General features: G+C 54.8%; 24 protein-coding genes. 10 read left to right on the top strand and 14 right to left on the bottom strand.

Features of this window, described 5'->3' with window-relative positions; genetic code table 11:
* Positions 1-30: 30 nt before the first annotated feature.
* Positions 31-969 carry a malate dehydrogenase gene (mdh, locus tag NQ842_RS03455; protein WP_163280718.1) on the bottom strand — a complete coding sequence of 313 codons (939 nt, stop codon included), beginning with the start codon at positions 967-969 and terminating at the stop codon, positions 31-33.
* Positions 970-1,366: 397 nt separating this feature from the next.
* On the opposite strand from mdh, the gene argR reads away from it, so the two are divergent.
* The 3 genes from argR (at position 1,367) to yhcN (NQ842_RS03440) (ending at position 2,854) form a co-directional block, all read left to right on the top strand.
* On the top strand, positions 1,367-1,837 hold the full coding sequence (gene argR, locus NQ842_RS03450; protein ID WP_013098972.1) for a transcriptional regulator ArgR: 471 nt from the start codon (positions 1,367-1,369) through the stop codon (positions 1,835-1,837).
* A gap of 377 nt (positions 1,838-2,214) precedes the next feature.
* A complete protein-coding gene (yhcN, locus tag NQ842_RS03445; protein ID WP_014833481.1) occupies positions 2,215-2,478 on the top strand; it encodes a peroxide/acid stress response protein YhcN in 264 nt (87 codons plus the stop codon).
* 109 nt (positions 2,479-2,587) lie between these two features.
* Positions 2,588-2,854, top strand: a complete 267-nt coding sequence (gene yhcN, locus NQ842_RS03440; RefSeq protein ID WP_014833482.1) for a peroxide/acid stress response protein YhcN — start codon at positions 2,588-2,590, stop codon at positions 2,852-2,854.
* Between the two features lie 66 nt (positions 2,855-2,920).
* On the opposite strand, the gene NQ842_RS03435 is transcribed toward yhcN (NQ842_RS03440), so the two are convergent.
* From NQ842_RS03435 to aaeX, 5 genes are all read right to left on the bottom strand, one after another.
* Positions 2,921-3,193 (bottom strand): barstar family protein, encoded by a 273-nt coding sequence (locus tag NQ842_RS03435; protein WP_014833483.1) that lies wholly within the window; start codon positions 3,191-3,193, stop codon positions 2,921-2,923.
* Positions 3,194-3,238: 45 nt separating this feature from the next.
* The gene (locus tag NQ842_RS03430) at positions 3,239-4,693 is read right to left on the bottom strand and encodes an NAD-dependent succinate-semialdehyde dehydrogenase (protein ID WP_257256497.1); all 1,455 of its coding nucleotides are present in this window, start codon (positions 4,691-4,693) and stop codon (positions 3,239-3,241) included.
* Positions 4,694-4,781: 88 nt separating this feature from the next.
* Positions 4,782-6,749 carry a p-hydroxybenzoic acid efflux pump subunit AaeB gene (gene aaeB / locus NQ842_RS03425; RefSeq protein WP_257256496.1) on the bottom strand — a complete coding sequence of 656 codons (1,968 nt, stop codon included), beginning with the start codon at positions 6,747-6,749 and terminating at the stop codon, positions 4,782-4,784.
* Between the two features lie 5 nt (positions 6,750-6,754).
* A complete protein-coding gene (gene aaeA / locus NQ842_RS03420; protein WP_013098978.1) occupies positions 6,755-7,687 on the bottom strand; it encodes a p-hydroxybenzoic acid efflux pump subunit AaeA in 933 nt (310 codons plus the stop codon).
* Between the two features lie 7 nt (positions 7,688-7,694).
* Positions 7,695-7,898, bottom strand: a complete 204-nt coding sequence (aaeX, locus tag NQ842_RS03415) for a p-hydroxybenzoic acid efflux pump operon protein AaeX (RefSeq protein ID WP_003860416.1) — start codon at positions 7,896-7,898, stop codon at positions 7,695-7,697.
* Positions 7,899-8,076: 178 nt separating this feature from the next.
* On the opposite strand from aaeX, the gene aaeR reads away from it, so the two are divergent.
* Entirely contained in the window at positions 8,077-9,003 is a 927-nt protein-coding gene (gene aaeR / locus NQ842_RS03410) for an HTH-type transcriptional activator AaeR (RefSeq protein WP_014833486.1), read from the top strand.
* A 218-nt stretch (positions 9,004-9,221) separates the two neighbouring features.
* Positions 9,222-9,836: a YagU family protein gene (locus NQ842_RS03405; protein ID WP_046889013.1), complete on the top strand. Its 615-nt coding sequence runs from the start codon at positions 9,222-9,224 to the stop codon at positions 9,834-9,836.
* A 49-nt stretch (positions 9,837-9,885) separates the two neighbouring features.
* Here NQ842_RS03405 and tldD read toward each other — a convergent pair whose 3' ends face one another.
* The 8 genes from tldD to csrD all read right to left on the bottom strand — a co-directional run bounded on the left by tldD (position 9,886) and on the right by csrD (position 22,141).
* Entirely contained in the window at positions 9,886-11,331 is a 1,446-nt protein-coding gene (gene tldD / locus NQ842_RS03400; RefSeq protein ID WP_046889012.1) for a metalloprotease TldD, read from the bottom strand.
* A gap of 84 nt (positions 11,332-11,415) precedes the next feature.
* Positions 11,416-15,216, bottom strand: coding sequence for an AsmA2 domain-containing protein YhdP (gene yhdP / locus NQ842_RS03395; protein ID WP_257256495.1), 3,801 nt, complete (start codon positions 15,214-15,216; stop codon positions 11,416-11,418).
* Between the two features lie 42 nt (positions 15,217-15,258).
* The gene (gene rng, locus NQ842_RS03390; protein WP_014833490.1) at positions 15,259-16,728 is read right to left on the bottom strand and encodes a ribonuclease G; all 1,470 of its coding nucleotides are present in this window, start codon (positions 16,726-16,728) and stop codon (positions 15,259-15,261) included.
* Complete coding sequence (locus tag NQ842_RS03385) at positions 16,718-17,311, bottom strand: nucleoside triphosphate pyrophosphatase (RefSeq protein WP_096927598.1); 594 nt, start codon at positions 17,309-17,311, stop codon at positions 16,718-16,720. The genes rng and NQ842_RS03385 overlap by 11 nt, the downstream gene beginning before the upstream one ends.
* A 9-nt stretch (positions 17,312-17,320) precedes the next feature.
* Complete coding sequence (gene mreD, locus NQ842_RS03380; protein WP_014071997.1) at positions 17,321-17,809, bottom strand: rod shape-determining protein MreD; 489 nt, start codon at positions 17,807-17,809, stop codon at positions 17,321-17,323.
* Complete coding sequence (mreC, locus tag NQ842_RS03375; protein ID WP_013098986.1) at positions 17,809-18,813, bottom strand: rod shape-determining protein MreC; 1,005 nt, start codon at positions 18,811-18,813, stop codon at positions 17,809-17,811. The genes mreD and mreC overlap by 1 nt, the downstream gene beginning before the upstream one ends.
* Positions 18,814-18,874: 61 nt before the next feature.
* Positions 18,875-19,918, bottom strand: a complete 1,044-nt coding sequence (mreB, locus tag NQ842_RS03370; protein WP_000913396.1) for a rod shape-determining protein MreB — start codon at positions 19,916-19,918, stop codon at positions 18,875-18,877.
* A gap of 282 nt (positions 19,919-20,200) precedes the next feature.
* Positions 20,201-22,141 carry an RNase E specificity factor CsrD gene (gene csrD / locus NQ842_RS03365; RefSeq protein WP_257256493.1) on the bottom strand — a complete coding sequence of 647 codons (1,941 nt, stop codon included), beginning with the start codon at positions 22,139-22,141 and terminating at the stop codon, positions 20,201-20,203.
* A 182-nt stretch (positions 22,142-22,323) separates the two neighbouring features.
* On the opposite strand from csrD, the gene NQ842_RS03360 reads away from it, so the two are divergent.
* The 5 genes from NQ842_RS03360 (at position 22,324) to accB (ending at position 26,149) form a co-directional block, all read left to right on the top strand.
* The gene (locus NQ842_RS03360) at positions 22,324-23,298 is read left to right on the top strand and encodes an MDR family oxidoreductase (RefSeq protein ID WP_046889009.1); all 975 of its coding nucleotides are present in this window, start codon (positions 22,324-22,326) and stop codon (positions 23,296-23,298) included.
* 77 nt (positions 23,299-23,375) lie between these two features.
* Complete coding sequence (gene msrP / locus NQ842_RS03355) at positions 23,376-24,377, top strand: protein-methionine-sulfoxide reductase catalytic subunit MsrP (protein ID WP_040021899.1); 1,002 nt, start codon at positions 23,376-23,378, stop codon at positions 24,375-24,377.
* The gene (gene msrQ, locus NQ842_RS03350; protein WP_046889007.1) at positions 24,378-24,977 is read left to right on the top strand and encodes a protein-methionine-sulfoxide reductase heme-binding subunit MsrQ; all 600 of its coding nucleotides are present in this window, start codon (positions 24,378-24,380) and stop codon (positions 24,975-24,977) included.
* Between the two features lie 233 nt (positions 24,978-25,210).
* A complete protein-coding gene (gene aroQ / locus NQ842_RS03345) occupies positions 25,211-25,663 on the top strand; it encodes a type II 3-dehydroquinate dehydratase (protein WP_013098991.1) in 453 nt (150 codons plus the stop codon).
* 21 nt (positions 25,664-25,684) lie between these two features.
* On the top strand, positions 25,685-26,149 hold the full coding sequence (accB, locus tag NQ842_RS03340) for an acetyl-CoA carboxylase biotin carboxyl carrier protein (protein ID WP_013098992.1): 465 nt from the start codon (positions 25,685-25,687) through the stop codon (positions 26,147-26,149).
* Positions 26,150-26,157 lie beyond the last annotated feature (8 nt).

Genomic DNA, 26,157 nt, shown 5'->3' with positions numbered 1-26,157 from the left:
GCTTACCCGGCCTGCGGAAGAAGGTTCGTGTTACTTGTTAACGAACTCTTCGCCCAGGGTGATATCTTTTTTCAGCGTATCCAGCATGCCTTCCATCGCGTGTTGTTCAAACGCGCTCAGCGTGCCAATTGGCTTACGTTCTTCAATACCGTTTTTACCCAGCAGCAGCGGCTGAGAGAAGAAGCGCGCGTGTTCGCCATCGCCTTCTACATAAGCGCATTCAACCACGCCCTTATCGCCCTGCAGCGCACGAACCAGTGACAGACCGAAACGTGCAGCCGCCTGGCCCATAGACAGCGTTGCAGAACCGCCACCCGCCTTCGCTTCCACCACTTCGGTGCCTGCGTTCTGAATACGTTTGGTCAGGTCAGCCACTTCCTGCTCGGTGAAGCTCACGCCTGGGATCTGCGACAGCAGAGGCAGAATAGTGACACCAGAGTGACCGCCGATGACCGGCACTTCCACTTCCGTAGGCTGCTTGCCTTTCAGCTCAGCAACGAAGGTGTTAGAACGGATGATATCCAGCGTGGTCACGCCGAACAGTTTGTTCTTGTCGTAAACACCCGCTTTCTTCAGCACTTCTGCCGCGATAGCGACCGTGGTGTTCACCGGGTTGGTGATGATACCGATGCACGCTTTCGGACACACTTCAGCGATCTGCTGCACCAGGTTTTTCACGATGCCTGCGTTGACGTTGAACAGGTCTGAACGATCCATGCCTGGCTTACGCGCCACACCAGCGGAGATCAGCACAACGTCAGCACCCTGCAGAGCAGGACGCGCGTCTTCACCGGAAAAGCCTTTGATTTTTACAGCTGTCGGGATGTGGCTCAGGTCAACCGCCACACCTGGGGTTACCGGAGCAATATCGTACAGGGAGAGTTCTGAGCCTGAAGGCAGTTGGGTTTTCAGTAGTAGGGCAAGCGCCTGGCCGATACCACCAGCAGCGCCGAGGACTGCGACTTTCATCCTAAACTCCTTATTATGGTTAACTTAAGTATCTGTAAATCCGTTGCGGCGACCTTAATTCAGCAGGTAATTAATTACAATTTTCGTAGCTAAAGAATTTGAGGTCACGCGACTTTATCTCTCACCAGAAGACTCTCTGACAACAGACGGCAACGAATTAAGAGGTGGTTACAATACACCCTGCCACGCCACCAAAACAACATCATTTTGATAACATTTAATTTACTTTTAAGCTTATTTGCGTGGCGTGACCCAGGCATGTTTTCTGATAACGAAATCTGATAAAATCACTCCCTTTCATAACATTATTTCAGGCTACTGCCTGGTAGATAATTTGCATAAAAATTCATCCACATGCATAATAATGTTGTTTCTATCGTCATATTCCGGGTGACTTATGCGAAGCTCGTCTAAGCAAGAAGAATTAGTAAAGGCGTTTAAAGCGCTACTCAAAGAAGAGAAATTCAGTTCTCAGGGAGAAATTGTTCAGGCGTTGCAGGAACAAGGCTTCGATAACATCAACCAGTCGAAAGTCTCCCGCATGTTAACCAAGTTTGGCGCGGTGCGTACCCGTAACGCCAAAATGGAGATGGTCTATTGCCTGCCGGCTGAACTTGGCGTGCCGACAACCTCCAGCCCGCTGAAGAACCTGGTTCTGGATATCGACCATAACGACGCCGTTGTGGTGATCCACACAAGCCCTGGCGCCGCACAGCTGATTGCCCGCATGCTGGACTCTTTAGGTAAAACGGAAGGTATCCTCGGCACCATAGCCGGTGACGACACCATCTTTACCACGCCGGCTAACGGTTTTTCCGTGAAAGATCTCCACGAGGCAATCCTGGTTCTGTTCGAACAGGAGCTGTAGTCCTCTCTAGCCCCGTAGCGCCGCTACGGGGTTCATTCTGCCCCCGCTGCGTTTTCCCCTGCTTTCTTCTGTCCCTGATTTGACAAATAGTGCTTTTTACCACCCATTAACATTCATCCAGTGAATGGTAAATCAAAAAATCGCACAAAAAATCAAAATCAAATATCCATATGATTTTCTTAGATATAACCCTTCATTGTGAACAAAAATCGACCAACATTATGCAGTTTGGTTATAAAAATGGCGCTGTTTAACGCGTAATTACCTGTGAAACAATTAGTCTGGTATTAATTTTTACCGTTATTAGTGTATACTTGATTTTGTGATGAGGGTCACGAAACAAAGACCCCACTAAAAATTCGACGAGGTAAAGAATCATGAAAATCAAAACTACTGTAGCGGCGCTGAGCGTCCTGTCTGTCCTGTCATTCGGTGCTTTCGCAGCGGACTCCATCAATGCCGACCAGGCGCAATCCCGTGAGGCTATCGGTACGGTTTCTGTCGGCGCGATCGGCACGTCTCCAATGGATATGCGTGAAATGCTGAACAAAAAAGCGGAAGAACAGGGTGCATCATCCTATCGCATCATTGAAGCGCGTTCAGGTGACCACTGGCACGCGACCGCTGAGCTGTACAAATAAGTTTTAGTAATAGCAAAAGACGAAAATCTCCACTCAACGGCACCAGGCATAAAAATAGCAGTTCAACCCTTCTCGCCGTTGAGCAAAAACCTCTTCAGGAGCAAAGACTATGAAAAGCAAATTAATCATCGCAACCCTCGGTCTGGCATCGGTTCTCTCTTTCGGTGCAAGCGCAGCCGTTCAGCAGGTGAATGCCGACCAGGCGCAGAATCTGCAGTCTATGGGTAGTATCTCCGTGACATCTGTCACCGGCTCTCCGATGGATATCCGTCAGGAACTGGCCGCAAAAGCTGAAAAAGCAGGCGCCAGCAGCTATCGCGTCACCGAACTGAATCAGGGTGACCACTGGCATGCGACGGCAGAACTGTATAAATAAACCCTCGTCGTATCTCATCATACGACTTGCCCCTGACCTCGCTGGTCAGGGGCTTTTTTTGATTAATCACTGGCGCGCGTTGAAACGCAACTGCCCTTCCAGCTCTTCTTCCGCTTCATCAAACAATAAAATCAGTGCACCAAAGCGTCTGCGCAGTTTCTCAGGCAGATGGATAAACTCTATCTCCAGCGGTAAAGGCAACTGACTGCCGGTTACCACATCCCACAACGTATCCAGATTCGTGACGCTTTCCCGTTCAAGATCAAACACCCGGATAAATTCACGATAGAAGTCTTCCTGACTGTCGATCTCGTCAAAATCAAAGGTATAGGTTTTCATTGCCAGCCACCCAGTCCAGGCGAGCGGCAGATGCCGCCCTGTCTATTATAATCCGCCGATATGCAGGGTTTTGACTTCCAGATACTCTTCCAGCCCCAGCACGGACCCTTCACGGCCCAGGCCAGACTCTTTTACTCCTCCGAAGGGGCCAAGCTCCGTGGAGACGGCGCACTCGTTAATCCCGATCATCCCGCTTTCGATCGCCTGCGACACACGGAACACCCGCGACAGATTCTGAGTATAGAAGTAAGCCGCCAGACCATATGGCGTGTTGTTGGCACGCTGGATGACTTCATCTTCAGAAGTGAAACGGAAGCAGGCTGCAACGGGACCAAACGTCTCTTCTTCTGCCAGTTTCATGCCTTCATGACAGTCGCCCAGCACGGTGGGCATCCAGAAATTGCCGCCAAGCGGGTGCGGTTTGCCGCCCGCCAGGACCGTTGCTCCACGGGCAACCGCATCCTCAACGTGCTCACGCACTTTGTTCACTGCGGAGGGTTCAATCAGCGGGCCTACGACCACACCGTCCTCCAGACCATTTCCCACCTTCAGCACGTTCACCGCATCGGCCAGTTTGTTCACAAACTTGTCGTAGACGGTTTCCTGAATATAGAAGCGGTTAACGCTGACGCAGACTTGTCCAGCATTACGGAATTTGTTGGCGATTGCCCCTTTGACGGCAGCATCGATGTCCGCATCCTCAAACACGATATACGGGGCATTTCCCCCCAGCTCCATAGAGACTTTTTTCATGGTCTCCGCGGCGTTACGCACCAGCGTTTTGCCGACGGAAGTGGAGCCGGTAAACGAGATTTTACGCACCTCATGGCTCGCCATAATCGCGTCGCTGATCTCATGCGTATTACCTGCCACGGCGTTGAGCACCCCATCCGGCACACCGGCCTGTTTCGCCAGCGTGAGGAGCGCAAAGGCGCTGAGTGGGGTGTTATTGGCCGGTTTAATCACCCCGGTACAGCCCGCAGCAAGTGCCGGACCTAATTTGCGGGTGAGCATGGCCATCGGGAAGTTCCACGGCGTGATCGCTGCCACCACGCCAACAGGTTCACGGGTAGCCAGAATGCGGGACCCCGGCTTGATCGGCGGAATAATTTCACCGTTAGCGCGCTTGGCCTCTTCGGCAAACCACTGAATAAAACTGGCGGCGTACTCCACCTCACCTTCGGCTTCTTTCAGGGGTTTGCCCTGTTCGGTGGTCATTAACCGACCAAGCCAGCTTTTGTGCTCAATAATCAGTTCGTACCAGCGATAGAGGATAGTCGAGCGCTCTTTCGCGGTTTTGGCTCGCCATGCCGGGAAGGCTTTCACGGCAGCAGCAATAGCTTCTTCGGTTTCTGCTTTACCCGCTTTCGCCACTCTGGCGATAACGTCACCGGTAGCCGGGTTCAACACATCAAAGGTCGTATCCAGCGTCTTCCAAATGCCGTTGACCAGATAACCGGTCTGAAAAAGGATGTTGTCCTGAAGCGCCTGAGTCGTCATGTGTCCTCCCTTTCTGAATGTAAGAGACTGCAGCAATAAGTATAGCTACAAAAAACCGACGCTTTTGGCGTCGGTTTTTTTACTTCAGTCAGTTATCCGTCAGGACGTTCTGGTAGCGGTGCAGCATAAGCACCAGCCGTCCTACCGGCTCTGTCACCTGAGGAGGCGCTTCCCAGACCCTGAGCTTCTCCTGGTAGACATCCAGCTCTTCCAGCAGTTGCTTAAAGTAGCGGCGCCGTTTGTCATCACTGGAGGCGGAAAGCACATGGTCGGCGGTGCGGCGCAACTGGCGATGGAAAGCCGACAAATCGTCGTTGATCGGCACCGGGGCGTTGCGCAGACGCTGGTGCGCAATGATCATCGTTAACGCCAGACGAAAACGGGCAATGTCGCCGGGGAATTTATTCAGCAGTAAAAACAGCTGCTGATAGAGCGCCGGTAGGCGGTTCTCTTTACGGCGCGCAGTATTGGTGGTCATGGACGAAACCGCGGCCGAGACGAACTGGTTCAGCAGCACGCGCCCCGTCCGTGCCTGGGAATTGTCGCGCACCAGCAGGATCACCATCATCGCCAGGAAACAGCCCACCAGCTGACCCAACGCGCTGTCGAGGAACTGGCTGAAATGAAACGTCATCGGGTTATCGAGCACCAGAATGTTAATGGTACTGGCGAGAGCACCCAGCGATCCCAGACGGCGCTTCTGCACTTCGATCCCGATAAAGAACGCCATCACCGCGAGACTGATACAGAGCAGCAACATGCTCTGCTGCGTGGACGGGAGGATCACCAGGAAATAGAGCGCACCAATGGGCAGCGCGGCTATCGTCCCGTACAGGAAATCGATGGCGACCATACGCGGGTTGGGCAGGCGCATTGCCAGCGCCGTGACAACAGCAATCATGACCATCGCGCCATTGCCGGAGGTCCAGCCGGTCCACAGCCAGAACAGCGTACCGAGCATACAGGCCAGCGTGGTACGCCAGAAGTTGACCATTGCGTGATGGCGTTCAGCCGATTCCGCCTTGATCACCACTTCCCCCTGCAGGACCTCTTCTTCCGCGGCGCTGATTTTGGTATTGCCAATCACGCCGCGTTTCAGCAAGAGGTAGCGCGTCGCAGCGCCAACCCAGGTGTATATGGTCACCGGCGTGTCGCGCTCTCCGGTCCAGGCAATGACCCGGCGCATGCGTTTGAGCTGCTTATGCACGTCCTGCACCGTTTCCACCGGCTCGGCAAACAGTTCGCGGAAGGTATCGGTGACCGATTCCGGGCGAGTGTTCTGGATGAGGTAGGTTTCGCACGCCTGGGTAATCAGCGTTAAGGAGACGGTATTGATCGCTTTGAGTCGGCGGTTGGCGCGTGCCCAGCGCGAAGACTCCATGTTAAGGTTGCTGCGCATTCCTTCCAGGGCCTGCGTACGGCGGACCAGTCCGCTCCACGCCTTGTCCACCTCTTCACTGTCACCGTGCTTAATGCACAGCTGCATCAGCTGGTACTGTGCGACAATCAGCGCGTCCAGCTCGCGATCCACTTCCTGTTTGATGGAGCGCGGGGAAAAAAGCAGGTCAGCGACAATTGCGCAGACGATACCAATCACGATCTCGCTACAGCGTTCCACAGCAAACTGCGGCGCGAGCAGCGGTTCGGTTTGAATGGTGATGACAATAATCAGCGCGGTATAGCCCGCCAGCCCCCAGGCATAAGAGTTCTCTACTTTCACCAGCGAGGAGAGCCAGGTGCAGAAACCCGCCCAGATACAGCATACCAACACCATCAGCAGCGGTGTGCGGATCATCAGAATGATGATGGTGAGCGCGGCGATACAGCCGATAAACGTCCCGATGATACGCAGCATGCCGCGATAGCGGATCGCCCCGGAGTAGGGCTCACCGCCGGCCGCAAATGCCGGGCCAGCCGCGACAATCGCCGCCGTCAGCACCGCCCAGCGCGGGGTTTCCAGCTGGAAGTGAAAGCCGACAAACAGCGCCAGCACAATAGCACTCGCCAGCTTCACGGCGAAGCGAATGTGCTGGCTGGCGATAGTAAAGATACCCATAGCGATTAACCAAATTCGCGCAGACGGTGGGCAATTTTACGGAAGATTGAGTCCTGGCTGGCGTCCCGATCTTTCTCACCGGTGATCACCACCGTCGCCGTCGTGCCAGCAGGCCACAGGTTGCCCTGCTGTTCGTCCAGATGAATACGTACCGGCACACGCTGGGCCAGACGCACCCACTCCAGGTTGGAATCGACGGTCGCCATCCCTTTTGCGTCGTTGGAGCTGCTGGAGTTGGTGACGCCAGCCGCGACGCTGTCGACGGTGCCTTTAAAGACGCGGTTGCTGCCAAGCGGCGTGATCTCTGCGCGATAGCCCGGACGAACGCCTTCCAGCTTGGTCTCTTCCATATAGGCAAGCACATAGAACGAGTTCTGTTTTACCAGCGCCACGGCGGTTGAACCGCGGGTAATAAACTCCCCGGCATAGACGTTAAGGTTAGTAACCCAACCATCGGCTGGCGCGCGGATCACGGTACGCTCCAGATCGAGCTTCGCCAGATCGCGCGTCGCCTGCGCTTTTGCCAGCTGATGCAGTACGGTTTGCAGCACGTTGTTGGACTGATCAATCTCTTCCCGGGACATCGCCTGGACACCCAGCTGGTTACGGCGGCCCGCCTCACGGCGTTTCTCTGCGGCCAGCGCCTGGTAATAGGCAACATCCGCTTCCGCTTCTTCCAGTGCTTTCTGGTAACGCGGCTGGTCGATGGTGAACAGCACCTGGTCTTTCTTCACCAGCTGGTTATCGTGGACGTTAACCGCGGTGATAAGACCGGCCACGTCGGGGGCGATCGCCACGACATCCGCGCTAAAACGCGCGTCACGTGTCCACGGTGATTCGGTGTAATAGACCCAGGCGCGAAAAATAGCGATGAACGCGAGGATAACCAGCGCCATGGTGATGGCGGTGCGGGAGATTTTTCTTGTTAGCGTTTTCACATCAACCTCAGACAAACATGCGCGATATCAGGTAGAACAGGCAGCAATACAGCGCGGTATTGAACAATGCAGGGTGCCAGACGAAATCGTAGATCCCGGTAGGAACCAGCACCTTGCGCACCAGCCAGAAGATCGCCAGTGATAAAAGAAGCTCGAAAAATATCGGTGGGAACGACAGACCGAACACCACGATAACGGGAAACAGACTCATGTTGACCTTGATAAGAGAGAGTGCAGGCTTCAGAATTTTTAGCGCACGCCATCGCAGGAGAGCAAGAAACGCCGGGCGAGAATGGCGCAGCCGTTATGTAATTAATAGTATATTAACGTAACTGTTATGCTGTTATCTATAATATGTGATCTAAATCACTTTTAAGCCAGAGTGAACAATGGAACGTTTAAAACGCATGTCGGTCTTCGCCAAAGTGGTTGAACTTGGCTCATTTACTGCTGCTGCCCGGCAGTTACAGATGAGCGTCTCCTCCATCAGTCAGACGGTGTCAAAACTGGAAGATGAACTGCAGGTGAAATTGCTCAACCGCAGCACCCGCAGCATCGGGCTGACGGAAGCGGGTAAAATTTACTATCAGGGCTGTCGCCGCATGCTGCATGAAGTGCAGGATGTTCACGAACAGCTCTATGCCTTTAACAACACACCCATCGGGACCCTGCGGATCGGTTGTTCTTCAACTATGGCACAAAATGTTCTTGCCGCCATGACCGCCGAGATGCTGAAAGAATATCCGGGATTAACCGTGAATCTGGTCACGGGTATTCCTGCCCCGGACCTGATTGCCGATGGCCTGGATGTAGTGATCCGCGTCGGCGCACTGCAGGACTCCAGCCTCTTCTCCCGTCGACTCGGCAGCATGCCGATGGTGGTCTGCGCCTCAAAGAGCTATCTGGCACAGTACGGCGTGCCGGAGAAACCCGCCGATCTCGCCAACCACTCCTGGCTGGAGTACAGCGTCCGCCCCGATAATGAGTTTGAACTGATTGCCCCGGAAGGGATTTCTACCCGACTGCTGCCGGAAGGGCGGTTTGTCACCAACGATCCGATGACCATCTCGCGCTGGCTGGTGGCGGGCGCCGGGATCGCTTACGTACCGTTAATGTGGGTGATCAATGAGATCAACAGCGGCGTACTGGAGATCCTGTTCCCTCGTTACCAGTCCGATCCGCGTCCGGTGTATGCCCTGTATACCGAAAAAGACAAACTGCCGCTTAAGGTGCAGGTGTGCATTAACTATCTGACCGAGTATTTTGTGGACGTGGCAGAACTGTTTCAGGGAATGCGGGGACGCAGAAAAGAGTAATGAAATTATCCCGGAACGCCTTTCTGGCATGACAATGTCCGGGATAATTTCCCCTGCATGGCGCAATTCCCCTCCCTCACTCTAAATAATAGTTAATTGACACCGTCGCCTTACGCCATTTATTTTGTGAGGAGCCTGAATCTCAGGCTGTTATATTTATGTTACCAATATGAATAATAAAATGTATTTCGCAGGATGACATTGAACAAGGAACAGAAATGAATATATTTGAACAAACACCGCCTTCACGCAGGCGCTATGGGCTAGCCGCATTCATTGGATTGATCGCAGGGATTGTCTCCGCCTTTGTCAAATGGGGAGCCGAAGTTCCACTGCCGCCGCGCAGCCCCACGGATTTATTCACCGGCGCATGCGGGCCAGAGCAATTAATAAGAGCAGCAAGTCAGATTGATTGTTCCCGCAATTTCTTAAATCCTCCCTATATATTTCTGCGTGACTGGCTGGGTGTCGTCGATCCGAACGCAGCGGTTTACACCTTTGCCGGACATATTTTTAACTGGGTCGGCGTCACGCATATTATTTTTTCTATCGTCTTCGCCGTAGGTTATTGCATAGTTGCGGAAGTCTTCCCGAAAATTAAACTCTGGCAAGGTTTGCTGGCGGGTGCGTTAGCGCAGCTTTTTGTCCATATGATCTCCTTCCCATTGATGGGACTGACGCCGCCGCTGTTTGAGCTGCCCTGGTACGAGCACGTCTCAGAGATCGTGGGCCATTTGATCTGGTTCTGGTCGATTGAAATTATTCGTCGTGATTTGCGTAACCGCATCACTCATGAGCCGGATCCGGAGATACCGCTGGGTCACTTGCGTTAAAAAAAAGGCGCTACCCCAGAGTAGCGCCATTTTTTTACAGGTCGTCAGGTCAGGCTGTACCGCCCACCGTCAGATTATCCACTTTCAGCGTTGGCTGACCCACACCCACCGGCAGGCTCTGCCCCTCTTTACCGCAGACACCCACGCCGTTGTCCAGCTTGAGATCGTTACCGACCATGGAGATCTGCTGCATAGCTTCAATGCCGGAGCCAATCAGCGTCGCGCCTTTCACCGCTTTGGTCACTTTGCCTTTCTCGATCAGATAGGCTTCTGACGTGGAGAAGACGAATTTACCGGAGGTAATGTCCACCTGGCCGCCGCCAAAGTTTGGCGCAAAGATACCGTAATCAACGGATTCGATGATCTCCTGCGGCGTAGATTTGCCCGGCAGCATATAGGTGTTGGTCATACGTGGCATCGGCAGGTGCGCATAGGATTCACGACGGCCGTTACCGGTTGGCGCTACGCCCATCAGGCGCGCGTTCAGTTTGTCCTGCATGTAACCTTTCAGGACACCGTTTTCGATCAGCACGTTGTACTGGCCGGGTGTGCCTTCATCATCGATGGAGATAGAGCCACGACGGTCAGGCATGGTACCGTCATCCACCACGGTGCACAGCTCAGAGGAGACAAGCTGCCCCATCTGACCGCTGAATACGGACGTACCGCGCCGGTTAAAGTCCCCTTCCAGACCGTGTCCTACCGCTTCGTGCAACAGCACGCCTGGCCAGCCGGCACCCAGCACCACCGGGAATGACCCCGCCGGTGCCGCCACGGCAGAAAGATTCACCAGCGCCATGCGCACGGCTTCTTTTGCCCACGCGTCAGCGCGCGCTTCACCGTCGACGTCACCCAGGAACCAGTCATAGCCAAAACGACCGCCGCCACCACTTGAGCCGCGCTCGCGTTTACCGTTGTCATCGACCTGCACGCTGATAGAGAGGCGCACCAGCGGACGGACATCCGCCGCCAGCGTGCCGTCAGTGGCCGCAACCAGAATCAGTTCATAGACACCGCTCAGGCTGGCAGACACTTCCTGCACGCGTTTATCGGCAGCGCGCGCCACTTTATCCACGCGGCGCAGGATATCCAGCTTCTCTTCACGGCTCATGCTCTGCAGTGGGTCGATGCTGGTGTAGAGCGCAGAATGCTGCACCTCACCCAGCGTTTTCACCCGCCCATCGCCAGCATCACGCACGATGGTACGCGCCGCCTGCGCGCTCTGCTCCAGCGCAGCCAGGCTTATCTGATCGGCGTAGGCAAAACCGGTTTTCTCGCCGCTGATGGCGCGCACACCCACGCCCTGGTCAATGTTGTAAGAACCATCTTTGATGATGCTGTCTTCTAAAACCCAGGATTCGTGATAGCTCGACTGGAAATAGAGATCGCCGTAGTCGAGACGGCGTTCGGTCAGTTGACCAAGAATGGAGAACAGGTCCTGATGGCTCAGGCCGTTCGCTGCGAGCAAATGTTCACTTACCAGGTTCAGACTCATCGTATTGCTACTCGTTCGTTGCCGCCCGTGGCGGTATAAAGATCGTATTTATTGAGAGTGAGGCAATTACCTGCCCACGTCAAATCATTGCTGTGCATCTTTGCGCGGCTGGCGCAGCACTTCATTAATCTGCGGTTTATCCACCGGACCGGTGATGCGGTAGCGCAGAATAGAGACCTTACTCCACAGCGGCCCCAGCACTTTACTGGCGGCAAACACCGCGGCCCCAACAATCGGGTTCACCACAAAGGCGGCTGCCACCCCGACGCTCGCGGAGATTTCCGGCGCCACCACGGCTTCCATATCCAGCTCGCGACGCACAAGGTTAACCGAGCCCTTCATGGCGATATCCGCTTCCAGGCCGTCCACCAGCGTGTCGTCCGTATGCATAACGCCGTCCTTGATCCACGCCGTACTGCGGATGGAATCGTAGTAGAACCCTTCGCTGAAGGTATCGCTGAAATCGAAGCGCAGCTTGCGCAGCAATGCATCAAAGCTCAGGAGACGCAGGATCTGCCCGGCGCGTCCCGTGCTCACGTCGGCAATTTCCCCTTTTCCGAAGCGGGTTTTCAGTATGCCGTTAAGCGAGGCCTCATCCGGCTTCCACGGCGCATCACGCCAGTGAAGATCGTAATCGACGTCAAATGACGAGCCGCGCAGCGGTGTACTGATACCAAAGAAATTGGCTGCCGCATCCAGTTTGTTGCCCTTAATGTCGCCTTTCAGCGAGGTGCGCTGTTCGCCAGGGTTATTCACCCACTCGCCCGCGGCCGTCAGACGACCAAAGCCGGTATCCACCAGCCCGCCCGTGAGGCTCAGCGTGTTGCCCTGAATCGCGAAGTCACCGTCAATGCGGCCATATTTTTGTCCCCACAGCCAGCACTCAGCGCAGCGCAGTTGCAGATCCGGCCAGCCGCTGAAGTCCACGCGGGAAGTGTTACTCAACGGCGATGCCGGAGTCGATTGATCTTTCCCGCCCGCCGTTGCCGGGTTGTAGTAGAGATAGCGGATGGCCGCCTGCCACGGGGCGTTATCGCGCATGGTCAGAGTGGCGTTGATCTCCCTGCCCTGAGCCTCTACTTTCGAGCCGTTAGCCGTCGGCTGAGAAACGATACTCAGGTTGTTCCACTGTTGCCCACCCAGCGTGAGCGACGGTGTACGCACGGTAACGGTCTGCGGGAACTGCGCAGCCTCATCCACGTTTTGCCCGACGCCTTTCTGGAACAGTGCCAGCCACTGCGCGCCATCCAGCGGTGGGAGATTCAGCTCAACGCCCTGGTGATCCGGGAGCGGAGGCGTGGTTCGACTGTCCGTCGTCCAGATGGCTTTGTCCAGCGTCAGCTTGCGGTTGAGCAACCAGCGGCTGTTAAAGTGGTTTGTGCCACCCGCGCTGCCGGTCAGTTCGAAACTGTTCAGGTTACCGTCGACGTTAAGCTTCACCGGCAATGCCTGTCCGGCCTGTTTATCCAGCGGTGCAGGCAACTGACTGCTGAGATTTTTCAGGTCACCGGTAAGGTCGACCTTATAATGCGCACTGGCATGGTAGGGCAGTTCTATATCAACCTTCCCTTTCCAGGCGGCAGCCCCCCCAACCGACTCCTGAATGGGTTTCGGCAGCATGTCCATCTGCGACGGTTGCCAGTTGCCATCCAGGTTGACGGCCACCTGATAGGCCTTCTCGCCTTCGGTGGTCGAGAAGTCAATATTCACAGGCTGATTGAACCAGCGGGCTGTGAGCGGCTCACTCTTCAGGTTGCCATTCACAAAGCTGAACTGCCCGCTGAGGTTCTTGAGCGTACTTTCCAGGGGCTTGATATACAGGCTGTTATTATTCAGACGGACGTCGCCTTTGGCGGTGGTCATTTCGCCGTCCAGCGGGATATCCAGATGTAAGCGAGCATTCACATCGCCATCAAGCTGGAGCTGCTCAAGCGTGGCCGCCAGCGAGGCTTTCAGCGGCGTCTCGTCAAAATAGGGGCCGACCGCCTTGCCTGGCCCGTTGATATCGGCATCAATCAGCAGTTTCTCTTTTGAGTAATCGGGGATATTTGCCGTCAGGTTGGTAGCCGTCACACCGCCCAGCGCGACGCTGTCTGACTTCATCCACAACCCGTCATTGAGAAAATTAAGCTCGATATCGAGGTTTTTCAGGGCAGGCCAGCCCGGCTGGAACGCAAAGGTGGCGTTATGCAACGGCACCAGCACCTGGAACTGACCTTCGTTATGTTTGTACGGGAAAAGATGCGGGTTACCGCCATAGACCAGCGTGGCGTTATCTGCCTGACCACCCTGGATCGCCCCGCTCAGGTAATCCACGAGCGCTTTACCCATCAGGTTTTCCGGGAAGTAACGCCAGGCCTGAGAACCGTCGCTGGTGCTGATCCCCGCCAGAATACCCAGCCACGGCTCTTCACCTTCAGGCTTTAAATAGCGGAAATCCCCGCGGGCATGAACCGCTTTGGCTTTCACATCAATATGTCGGCCATCAAGCTGGAAGCCTTTATCGTTGCGCAGCCAGTTAAGCACCGCGTTGCCTTTTTCAATTTCCAGAGGTGCCCTGAAGACCGTTTCGTAAGGCATTCTGGCGTCATGCATTTCAACGGTCAGTCTGCCGTTCTCAACGCTGCCCTCCAGCTTACCGCTGAAGTTTTCAGCCCCCGGCAGCAGTTTCCACTGTTTCCAGGCCAGATCTTTCCATGTTGCCAGGAAACGGGTTTTCTCGGTTGCCTGCAGCGGGATATCCAGCGCGAGGGCGTCAATTTCCCCACCTGGCTGCGTCGCCAGCCAAACGTCACCCAAATCCGGAGAGAGTTTCGCCGCCATGGAGCGCAGCCCTTCAATGGCCGCCAGGTCGAGATGCGTGGCGCGGATACGCAGCTCATCGCTACGCTTATTATTCGTGCCGCCGACATCCTGCTCAGGCATCCATGCCAGCGTCAGCGCGCCGCGCGGCCAGGGTTTGCCGTCCATGGTGATGCGTGTATCCGGGATGGCAAACTGCCAGCCCCCTTTCTCTTTCGTCACATGTGCGGTGAGGTTATCCACGGAGAGTTGATGCTGCTTGCTTTCGCCTTGCCAGCTTGCGCCGCCCTGCTTCAGCCAGATATCGCCGCTGGCGAACACACCTTTCGTCAGGGTCATCCAGCCTTCCAGGCTAAAACGGGCCGTTTCCAGCTGCATGTTTTGCTGTAACCAGTCACCGAGCCACGGTTTCACATCCACGTCGTCAGCCTGTAGCCACACCTTGCCGTTGTTGAGCAAGCCGTCGTCGTCACGCAGATCCATACGAACCTGCATGACCCCGTGCTGGCCGTTCAGGCTGGAGAGGTTCACCTGCCCCTCGGCACGGTGACGCTCTTTGCCGTTAAGCCAGGTCAGCTGCGGGATCTTCAGTTCGGCGCGCTGGCCGGAGAGGGTAATAAAGCTCACCTCACAGTCGCGCAGATCGAAATGATCGAACTGACGCAGAAAGAGATCGCTCAGGCGGTTGGCTTCAAGACGTTGATTATTATCACCGCCAGAGATCGGCGTGTTGGTCAAAAACTGCAGTTGATAAAAGGTAAGGTCGCGGAACTGCCAGCGCATGTGCAGCAGGCTTTGCCAGACATCCAGTGCCAGGGTCACGCGTTTGATTTTCAGATAGCCGCCATCTTTCAGGCTGGCATTGATGTCCCTGGCATCCAGCGTTGGGCCAAAGTTCTGCCAGCTGGCGCTGACCTGACTGACGTCAACCGGCACACCAGTGGCGGATTCGATCTTCGCCAGCACTTGTGGACGCCAGCTGTCCAGATGCGGCAAAACGAGGCGTAGCCCGCTCACGAGCAACGCGACAATCACGACAAGCGTTGCCCCTGTAAGCAGTAAAATCCCCGGCAATCGCCTCACGCATCTCTCCTTGTCAGCTTTGGTCACACAGCGAACTGCGTCTTACATCATGACGACGTCAAATTGCTCCTGGTTATAGAGCGGCTCAATTTGTACTTTTACCTGTTTGCCGACAAAGATTTCCACTTCCGCCAGCGCGTGCGACTCTTCGCCTTTCAGTGCTTCAGCCACCGCAGGGGAAGCATAGACCAGAAAACGATCGGAGTCGTAAGCATGATGAACGCGGACAATTTCACGCATGATCTCATAGCAGACGGTCTCCACCGTCTTTACGGTGCCGCGTCCGTGGCAGGTTGGACACTCATTACACAGCACATGTTCCACGCTTTCACGGGTCCGTTTACGCGTCATTTCCACCAGCCCCAACTGTGAGAAGCCGTTGATACTGGTTTTCACGCGATCTTTACTCAGCGCCTGCTCCAGCGAATGGAGCACGCGACGGCGATGGTCTTCATTATTCATATCAATAAAGTCGATAATGATAATGCCACCCAGATTGCGCAGGCGAAGCTGGCGCGCAATCGCCTGTGTCGCTTCGATGTTGGTATTGAAGATGGTGTCATCCAGGTTGCGATGTCCGACAAACGCACCGGTGTTGATATCCACGGTGGTCATTGCTTCGGTCTGATCGATGATCAGATAACCACCGGACTTCAGTTCAACCTTGCGCTCCAGCGCACGCTGGATCTCATTTTCGACATCATAGAGATCGAAGATTGGCTGACGCCCGGTGTAATGTTCGAGCAGGCCAGGCATCTCCGGAATGTACTCAGCGGTAAATTCCAGCAGCGCTTCATACGTCAGACGCGAGTCCACGCGGATTCGGTCGAGCTGAGCATCAGCAAAATCGCGCAGGACGCGCTGGGCAAGCGCCAGCTCACCGTACAGCTGATAGCGGGTCTGGTTGCGTTTTTTACGCTCCATCACCTTGGTCCAGACACGCTTCAGATAAGCCGCATCGGACGCCAGATCCTCTTCGCTGACCCCTTCGGCGGCGGTACGGATGATAAACCCGCCCTGTTCGTCGCAGTAGGCGCTGACCACTTTCTTCAGACGCTCACGCTCGCTCTCGCTTTCAATACGCTGGGAAACCCCCACGTGCGACGCGCCCGGCATAAACACCAGGTAACGGGAAGGTAGCGTGATGTCGGTTGTCAGACGGGCACCCTTAGTACCAAGGGGATCTTTGACCACCTGCACCATCAGATCCTGCCCCTGACGCACCAGCTCTGAAATGTCGCGCACGGCAAACTGCTTCTGCTCTTCGCCAGCGACACACTCGGTATGCGGCATGATATCGGAGGCATGTAAAAATGCCGCCTTATCCAGTCCAATATCTACAAAAGCCGCCTGCATACCTGGCAGTACGCGGCTGACACGACCTTTGTAGATATTGCCTACTATTCCGCGTCGCGCTTCACGCTCAATATGAATTTCCTGAAGAATGCCACCATCAATGTAGGCCACACGGGTTTCCGATGGCGTTACGTTTACCAACAATTCAGCCGTCATAATTATCCCTTCCCTCACGCAGTGAGTTAAAATTGCTCAGCAACTCATACGTTTCCACCAGCGGTAAGCCGACTACGGCGTGATAGCTGCCATTAATCTTCCTGACAAAACAGCCACCCAGCCCTTGAATACCGTATGCACCTGCTTTATCCATCGGTTCACCGCTGGCAATATACGCGGCGATCTCGTCGTTGGTCAGTACTCTGAAGGTGACGTCCGTCACGACCAGGCAATCCAGCACGTGCTGGCTGTCCGCCAGCGCCACGGCGGTCATCACCTGATGCGTTTGCCCGGACATTTTGTGCAGCATATGCGCCGCATGCTCAGCATCGCGCGGTTTCTCAAGCACTTCACCGTTAAGGATAACGATGGTATCCGCCCCCAACACCGGCAGGTCGCGTGGCACACGTGCTACGCCAGCCTGCGCTTTCTCACGCGCCAGGCGAGAGACATACTGCTGAGCGCTTTCACCCTCAGCCCGTTTTTCTTCGATGCCGGTAACGATACGTTCAAAAGAGATGCCCAGCTGTGTGAGCAACTCCTGACGACGTGGAGAACCGGAGGCAAGATATATAGACGTCATGGAAACCTTTTACTGCACAGCAAACTGCTGGCGAACCTTACGCATCAACAGGAACAGCCACGGCCAGAGCACACCGTTTACTACACTACTCCAGAACACTTCGGGTCGGAAAGAGACGTTGATCACTAAAAACTCTGCCCAGAAAACAACGATATCCGCGGCAAGCGACAACAACATCACCACCAGCGCCTGTTGCCAGAGCGCGAGGTTACGAAAGAGCTGGAATTTGAGTGCAACGAGATACGCAATAATGCTCATGGATAACGCACGAACACCCAGCGTTGAGCCACTAATGAGATCCAGTATGGCACCCATCACAAAACCTGTGCCAACATTTACGCGGTGCGGCAGGGCCAGGATCCAGTAGAGCAAAATGAGCAATACCCAGTTTGGCCGGAAAACGAGAATGTCGTCCGGCCAGGGCATAATCTGCAGCAACAGCGCAATGAGAAACGAGAGCCAGATAACCCAGCGTCCCTGGCTACGATAACTTGCCACTACTGCCCTCCGGATGAGAGTTTAGGCGGTGGCGGCGCATCCGTTATCCCGGTAGCCGGCGCGGGTACTGGCGCAGGCGGCCCCATTGCATCCGGCGCAGGGAGAACCTGCGGCATCATCTGCATCAGGCGCTCATTGGCGACGCGATGTACTTCTTCAGGCGTCATTGGGTTGGCACCGTTGCGATCGGCACCCCACAACAGCAGCAGGTAGCGAAGACGCTGTAAACCCGCCGTTGGACGCGCCTGAATCACGGTGTAGGCACGCTGCGTATCAAGCTTCACAGAAGAGACAACCGCAACCGGATACCCTTCAGGGAAACGTCCACCCAGACCAGACGTAACCAGCACGTCGCCCACACGGATGTCCGTGTTGGCTGGCAGGTGTTCCAGTTGCAGATCGTCCGTACAACCGTTACCCGCCGCAATGACGCGAATATCGTTACGCAGAACCTGAATAGGCAGCGCATGGGTGGCATCGCAGATCAGCAGCACACGGCTGGTCAGTTTGGCGACGGCGACCACCTGGCCCACCACACCTTTATCACTGATCACAGGCTGACCTTCATACACCCCGTTAACGCTACCTTTGTCGATCACCACCTGATCGCTGTAAGGGTCGTTCACGGTGGAGATCACCTGCGTCACCATCTTCTGTTCATCCTGACGCAACGGCGAGCCAAGCAGCTCACGCAGACGCGCGTTTTCCTGCTTGTATTGCCCTAACATCAGCAGTTCGCTGTTTTTCAGCAGCAGTTCCTGGCGCAATGCCCGGTTTTCAAGTTCGAGTTGGTCACGTGAAGACAGCGTTTGAGAAACGGAGTCGAGCAGTTCACGGGGACCATTGGATATAAAATAGAAAGGACTGACGGCGGTATCCATGTACGTTCTGATCTGACTGAACGTACCGAGGCGGCTATCGGCAATAATGACACCAAGCGCAACCAGAACCGCCAGGATCAGGCGAAACTGTAGCGAGGGGCCACGGCTAAAAATTGGCTTCATAGGCTATGCGTATTCTCGTGTCAGAGAGAAAGGGTAGCGATTCGCTACCCTTTCACAATGACTACTCTTCGCTGAACAAGTCGCCGCCGTGCATGTCGATCATTTCCAGCGCCTTGCCACCACCACGGGCGACGCAAGTCAGTGGATCTTCTGCAACTACGACAGGAATACCTGTCTCTTCCATTAACAGGCGGTCGAGGTTACGCAGCAGCGCACCACCACCGGTCAGAACCATACCGCGCTCAGAGATATCGGACGCCAGTTCTGGTGGGCACTGTTCCAGAGCAACCATCACCGCGCTCACGATACCGGTCAGTGGCTCTTGCAGCGCTTCCAGGATTTCGTTGGAGTTCAGGGTAAAGCCGCGTGGAACGCCTTCCGCCAGGTTACGGCCGCGCACTTCAATTTCGCGCACTTCATCACCCGGATAAGCAGAACCGATCTCGTGCTTAATACGTTCTGCGGTCGCTTCACCGATCAGAGAACCGTAGTTACGACGCACGTAATTAATGATGGCTTCGTCGAAACGGTCACCACCGATACGCACGGAAGAGGAGTACACCACGCCGTTCAGGGAGATAACGGCCACTTCAGTGGTACCACCACCGATATCCACCACCATAGAACCGGTTGCTTCAGAAACAGGCAGGCCTGCACCGATAGCCGCAGCCATTGGCTCTTCAATCAGGAACACTTCACGCGCGCCTGCACCCTGGGCAGATTCGCGGATTGCGCGACGTTCTACCTGGGTCGCACCGACCGGCACACAGACCAGAACACGCGGGCTTGGACGCATGAAGCTGTTGCTATGGACCTGCTTGATGAAGTGCTGAAGCATTTTTTCAGTCACGAAGAAGTCAGCGATAACGCCGTCTTTCATTGGGCGGATCGCGGCGATGTTACCTGGGGTACGACCCAGCATCTGCTTCGCGTCATGACCCACTGCGGCTACGCTTTTCGGCGAGCCGGCACGATCCTGACGAATGGCCACAACAGAAGGCTCATTCAATACGATGCCTTGTCCTTTTACATAAATAAGGGTATTCGCGGTACCCAGGTCAATGGACAGGTCATTGGAAAACATGCCACGAAATTTTTTCAACATACTAAGGGATAATCCTGAAAGCTGGGGCGGAAAACAAAATCCGCTTACTTTACCAACCACACGCAGCAGCGACAAGGCGCAAAAATCACCTGCTGCGGTGAAAATTTGTGCAGTACGTTTCCTTCTGTTACAAATTCATCCCCTGACTCCCTCAGGGCTGAGTACACAGTAGCGTTCCTCACTTTCATTTGTAACCCGCAAAAGGTCGTTCACTGGCTTTTTGCTCGTCATACTCAAAGCTACAGGCGCGATATTCTACGTGAAAACAGCGTAAACGGCAGGTCAAACCGAGTATCTTTGCAAATATTTTTTCACATTGGTGTCCAGCGGCTGAGAGGCGGCAAAAAAATCACCCTGACCGCCCATGACACCGCGCTCCGTCAACATCTGCCATTCGCCTCTGGAGCGTACGCCCGTAGCAAATACTTGTGTTCGCGTTCCCTTGCACGCTTCCACCAGACTCTGCACCAGCAGCTGGTTTTCCGTGCGCTTTTCAATATTCCTGACCAGCCCCGGATGTAGCTTTAATAATTCCACATCCAGCTCCTTGATCCAGCTGGTACTGACCAGCGTCAGGCCCGCCTGTGTCACCGCCACACGCGCGCCGAGCGCATTGATCAAACGTACCACCGGACGTAACCGGCTGATGTGTTGACCAACATCCGCCTCAGCAAGTTCAAAAATAATGTGTTTACGTTGCGATTTTTCGCATTGCATTAATGTATCGCGAAGCCAGCGCTGGAAACGCGGGCGTATTAACGACTCGACGGTCACCTGCAACGCCAGGTTTTCTTCAGGCCAGAACGATAAAAACGGAATCAGTCGGCTAATTTGCTGACGGTCATACTCTTCGGAGAGTCCAAATTGCAGGATCATCGGCAGATATTCAGCCGAAATAACCTCTTCCGTCCCGTCGAAAATACGGCACATCAACTCCCGGTGATGGACATGGCCGTTTTTCATGACCGCCGGTTTTTGATAAAGACGGGGTCCGCCGCGGCTCAACATTTGCTCAATCAGTGTCCGCCAGCGCACATTGCCGCGCCCTTTTTCCGGCAGGGAATCATCATACACCGCCCAACCGTTCGCCCCTTGCAATACGGCGTTGCGGGTTGCCGCTTCCGCGTGTTCCATGACCTGTTCTGTCGACTGCCCACCGCGCCAGGCGCAGATGCCCATATGTACCATATCGTCCCGGTCGAGCATTTTACTTTGCGGTAGCGCATCCACCGCCTTCAGCAACTGACTGGCGATGCTCTCTGACTCCTTCAGCGTGCGATGGGGTAACAGTACCGCAAAGTCGCTGCGGTGATAACGCGCCAGCAGTGCACCGGGGTAGCGCATAATAAAGGTCGAGAGCAAATTAATCAGCGTAAAGAGGTTCTCTTCCGCCACACGCCGTCCCCAGGTATCGCGCAGGAGATCAAAATCGGGAAGGCGGATCATCATGACCACTCCATGCGTTCCGACCTTTTCCGGATCGTCCAGCAGCGTGGCCAGCTGATTATCAAAGAACAGACGGTTGTTAAGACCGGTTTTGTTATCTTGCGCGGCATAGGAACGGATCAGCGTATCCATGCGGCTGCGCTGGTCGCTGGCGAACTGGATTTCAGAAAGCAAGGTATCCAGCGCGCTGCTGGTGCTGGACGGCCACTCATACACCGACCCGCGCACCTGCGGACCGCGCTCCCCGTTAAGTATCCGCACGGATCGGGTTTCCAGTAACTCCTGACCGGAGAGCTGGCGGCGTAGCCAGCGAACCGCAAGAAATATCAGCACTACAATAAAGGCGACGGCGACGGTAAGCGGCGCGGTGGTCATCATTGAGCGGAAGTAGCTGGCCATGGGATCGAGGTAGACCATGCGTATCGTCATCCCCGGATTTTTAAGCGAATGGACTTTCACTTCCCGATACTGGCTGACAACGCCCGCGGGACGATAACTTCCCTGGCGCTGATGGCTCAAAACCTGATGCTTTCCCTGGGTGATGTCTACCTGCACAATATCAACAGGTACCATTAACTCATCCAGCTCGCGGGAGAGTTCCGGAAGCGGAGTGGTAATCAAACGCGTATCGATAACCGACGCAACAGATTCAACCCGGTTGACCAGCTTGTCCTGAATGGCGTTATAAAAGCTCAGGGAGCAGCCAAGCAGCGTGACAAAAATGGTTAACCCCGTCAGCAAGGTGATAAAAGCTGAGAACTTCGTCGTTAATCGCATCCTTGAGATTACTCCGTGGGTTGATGGGGTAGCGAGTAAGCGCTAACTTGCATTTCAAATGCGGCATACTACCAAACCTGGTGTATCTGGCAATTTATTGCGTTAAATCGGCATAGCGTTTCACTGAGCGAGTATAGTCTTCAGAACGAATTTTCCAATCATCAGAATAGTGAGGATCCTGTATGCAGGCTTTGATCTTAGAACAGCAGGACGGCAAAACCATTGCCTCGGTGCAAGCCCTTGAAGAGAGCCGACTGCCCGAAGGCGACGTCACCGTCGACATCGACTGGTCCAGTCTGAATTACAAGGATGCGCTGGCCATCACCGGCAAAGGTAAAATCATCCGAAATTTCCCGATGGTGCCGGGGATTGATTTTGCGGGCCATGTTCATACCAGCGAAGATCCTCGCTTCCATGCAGGCCAGCAGGTGCTGCTCACCGGTTGGGGAGTGGGTGAAAACCACTGGGGCGGGCTGGCAACGCAGGCGCGGGTGAAGGGCGACTGGCTGGTGCCTATGCCAGCAGGGCTGGATGGCCGCAAAGCGATGATTATCGGCACAGCAGGCTTTACCGCCATGCTGTGCGTCATGGCGCTGGAAGATGCCGGTATCCGTCCTGAGTCGGGTGAGATTGTCGTGACTGGCGCCAGCGGTGGTGTTGGCAGTACAGCAGTGACGCTTCTGCATAAACTCGGGTATCAGGTCGTCGCGGTTTCTGGGCGCGAAAGCACCCATGACTACCTGCGTCAGCTTGGCGCCAGCCGCATTCTTGGCCGCGATGAGTTCGCCGAAACCCGTCCGCTGGAAAAACAGGTCTGGGCCGGTGCGGTTGATACCGTCGGTGACAAAGTGCTGGCAAAAGTGCTGGCGCAGATGAACTACGGTGGCTGCGTGGCGGCCTGCGGTCTGGCGGGCGGTTTTGCCCTGCCCACCACCGTGATGCCCTTTATCCTGCGTAACGTGCGTCTGCAGGGTGTGGATTCCGTCATGACCCCGGCGGCCCGTCGTGCAGAAGCCTGGGAGCGTCTGGTGCGTGACCTGCCGGAGTCCTTCTTCACGCAGAGCGCAACCGAAATCACCCTCAGCCAGGCCCCGGACTATGCCAGTAAGATCATGGATAACCAGTTCCACGGCCGTGCGCTGGTGAAAATTGCCTAATCTTCAAATTTTCGTGACATATTCGCGCTAATCCTTCTCCTCCGTCATGCTTAGAAAAACGCATGACGGAGGATGCCATGAAAACCCGAAAACTGACGGAAGCCGACGTAACGTCCGAATCTGTCTTTATGTTACAGCGCCGCCAGATCCTGAAAATGCTTGGCATCAGTGCCACCGCGTTGACGCTTACCCCTGCGGCTCACGCCGATTTGCTCGACTGGTTTAAAGGCAACGATCGGCCAAAAGCCCCTTCCGGTGCCCCACTCACCTTTACGAAACCTGCCGAGTGGCAAAACAAACTGACGCTCACGCCGGAAGATAAAGTCACTGGCTATAACAACTTCTACGAATTTGGGCTTGATAAAGCCGATCCTGCGGCCAATGCCGGCAGCATGAAAACCGATCCGTGGACGTTGAAAATTGACGGTGAAGTGGCAAAACCCTTAACGCTGGATCACCACGATCTCACCACCCGTTTCCCGTTAGAGGAACGCATCTATCGTATGCGCTGCGTGGAAGCCTGGTCGATGGTGGTACCGTGGGTCGGTTTTCCGCTGCATAAACTGCTGGCGATGGTTGAACCCACCAGCAATGCGAAATATGTCGCATTCCAGACGCGTTACGCCCCGGACGAGATGCCAGGCCAGAAGGACCGGTTCATCGGCGGTGGGCTTGCATATCCTTATGTAGAAGGATTACGCCTTGACGAAGCCATGCATCCTCTTACCCTGCTGACCGTCGGTGTTTACGGTAAAGCGTTGCCGCCGCAGAATGGCGCCCCCATCCGCTTAACCGTGCCGTGGAAATATGGCTTCAAAGGCATTAAATCTATCGTCAGTATTAAGCTCACCCGCGAGCGTCCGCCCACGACATGGAATCTGGCCGCGCCGGACGAATACGGTTTCTTCGCCAACGTGAACCCGCATGTCGATCACCCCCGCTGGTCCCAGGCGACGGAACGTTTTATCGGTTCCGGCGGTGCGCTGGATGTGAAGCGTCAGCCCACATTGCTCTTTAACGGCTATGCGGATGAAGTGGCGTCGCTCTACCGTGGGCTTAATTTACGGGAGAACTTCTGAGTGCGTTTAACGGCAAAACAGGTAACCTGGCTGAAAGTGCTGCTGCATTTAGCCGGGTTACTCCCTTTTATCTGGTTGTTCTGGGCCGCCAGCCAGGGGCTTTTTAGTGCCGATCCGGCTAAAGATATCCAGCACTTTACCGGTCGGATGGCTCTGAAATTTTTACTGGCGACCTTGCTGGTTTCGCCGCTGGCACGCTACGCTAAACAGCCATTATTGATACGCACACGTCGACTTTTAGGGCTATGGTGTTTTGCCTGGGCCACGTTGCACCTGACCAGCTACGCGCTGCTGGAACTGGGGATTAACAACCTGACACTGCTGGGCCGCGAACTGGTCACGCGTCCTTATCTGACGCTGGGCATTGTCAGCTGGCTGGTGTTACTGGCGTTAGCGCTGACTTCCACGCAATATGCGCAGCGAAAACTGGGTAAGCGCTGGCAGTTGCTGCATAACTTCGTCTATCTTGTGGCGATCCTCGCCCCCATTCATTATCTGTGGTCCGTGAAGATCCTCTCGCCGCAACCCGTCATCTACGCGCTGCTGGCTTTGGCGCTTTTAGCATGGCGTTACAAGAAGTTCCGCCAGTGGTTGCGATAGTTCGCGAAACTGTGCGTTTTCCCGCAGATTACTTATCAACCGCAATTCTTTTTCGGATAGCGGTTGATAATCTTCCCTGATAAGACCAGTATTTAGCTGCCAAATGCTACGAAATCGTTATAATGTGCGACTTTGGTTTTCCTGAATGCATTTTAGGAAAGTCATCAGGTGACTTTCGCGTTTCAAAGGTATATTTTGGTTTTTACCCGAGATTCGCAGGAGATAGCGACACAATGGCGGAAAAATTCCGAATCTTAGTTTTGAACGGACCGAACCTGAACATGCTCGGCACCCGTGAGCCAGAGAAGTATGGCACGCTGACATTGAGTGAAATTGTTAACCGTTTGGGCACGGAAGCAGCGTCACTGAATGTGGATTTGGATCATTTTCAGTCAAATGCGGAGTACGCACTCATCGACCGTATTCATCAGGCTAAAGACACTGTGGACTATATCCTGATCAATCCGGCCGCGTTTACGCACACCAGTGTTGCTATCCGCGACGCACTGCTGGCGGTGAGTATCCCGTTTATCGAGATCCACCTCAGCAACGTGCACGCCCGAGAGCCGTTCCGCCACCATTCGTATCTGTCGGATATCGCCGCTGGCGTTATCTGCGGACTGGGCGCAGACGGTTATTCATACGCTTTACAGACAGCGGTAAAACGCTTGTCACAATCACACTAAACAAGAGTACGGAACCCACTCATGGATATTCGTAAGATTAAAAAACTGATCGAGCTGGTTGAAGAATCAGGCATCTCCGAACTGGAAATTTCTGAAGGCGAAGAGTCTGTACGCATCAGCCGTGCAGCCCCAGCCGCTAGCTTCCCGGTAATGCAGCAAGCTTATGCTGCGCCAGTGCAGCAGCCTGCGCTTTCCGCAGCCGTTGCGCCAGCCGCAACTGAAGCCGCACCTGCCGCTGCAGCAGAAATCAGTGGTCACATCGTACGTTCCCCAATGGTTGGTACTTTCTACCGCACCCCGAGCCCGGACGCGAAGGCGTTCATCGAAGTGGGTCAGAAAGTCAACGTAGGCGATACCCTGTGCATCGTTGAAGCCATGAAAATGATGAACCAGATCGAAGCAGACAAATCAGGCACTGTGAAGGCGATTCTGGTCGAAAGTGGTCAGCCGGTAGAATTTGACGAGCCGCTGGTCGTCATCGAGTAACGAGGCGA

The sequence above is a fragment of the Enterobacter cloacae complex sp. R_G8 genome (assembly GCF_024599795.1).
In the GTDB taxonomy this organism is placed as follows: Bacteria; Pseudomonadota; Gammaproteobacteria; order Enterobacterales; family Enterobacteriaceae; genus Enterobacter; species Enterobacter dissolvens.
This window is presented reverse-complemented; position numbering and strand designations above follow the sequence as displayed.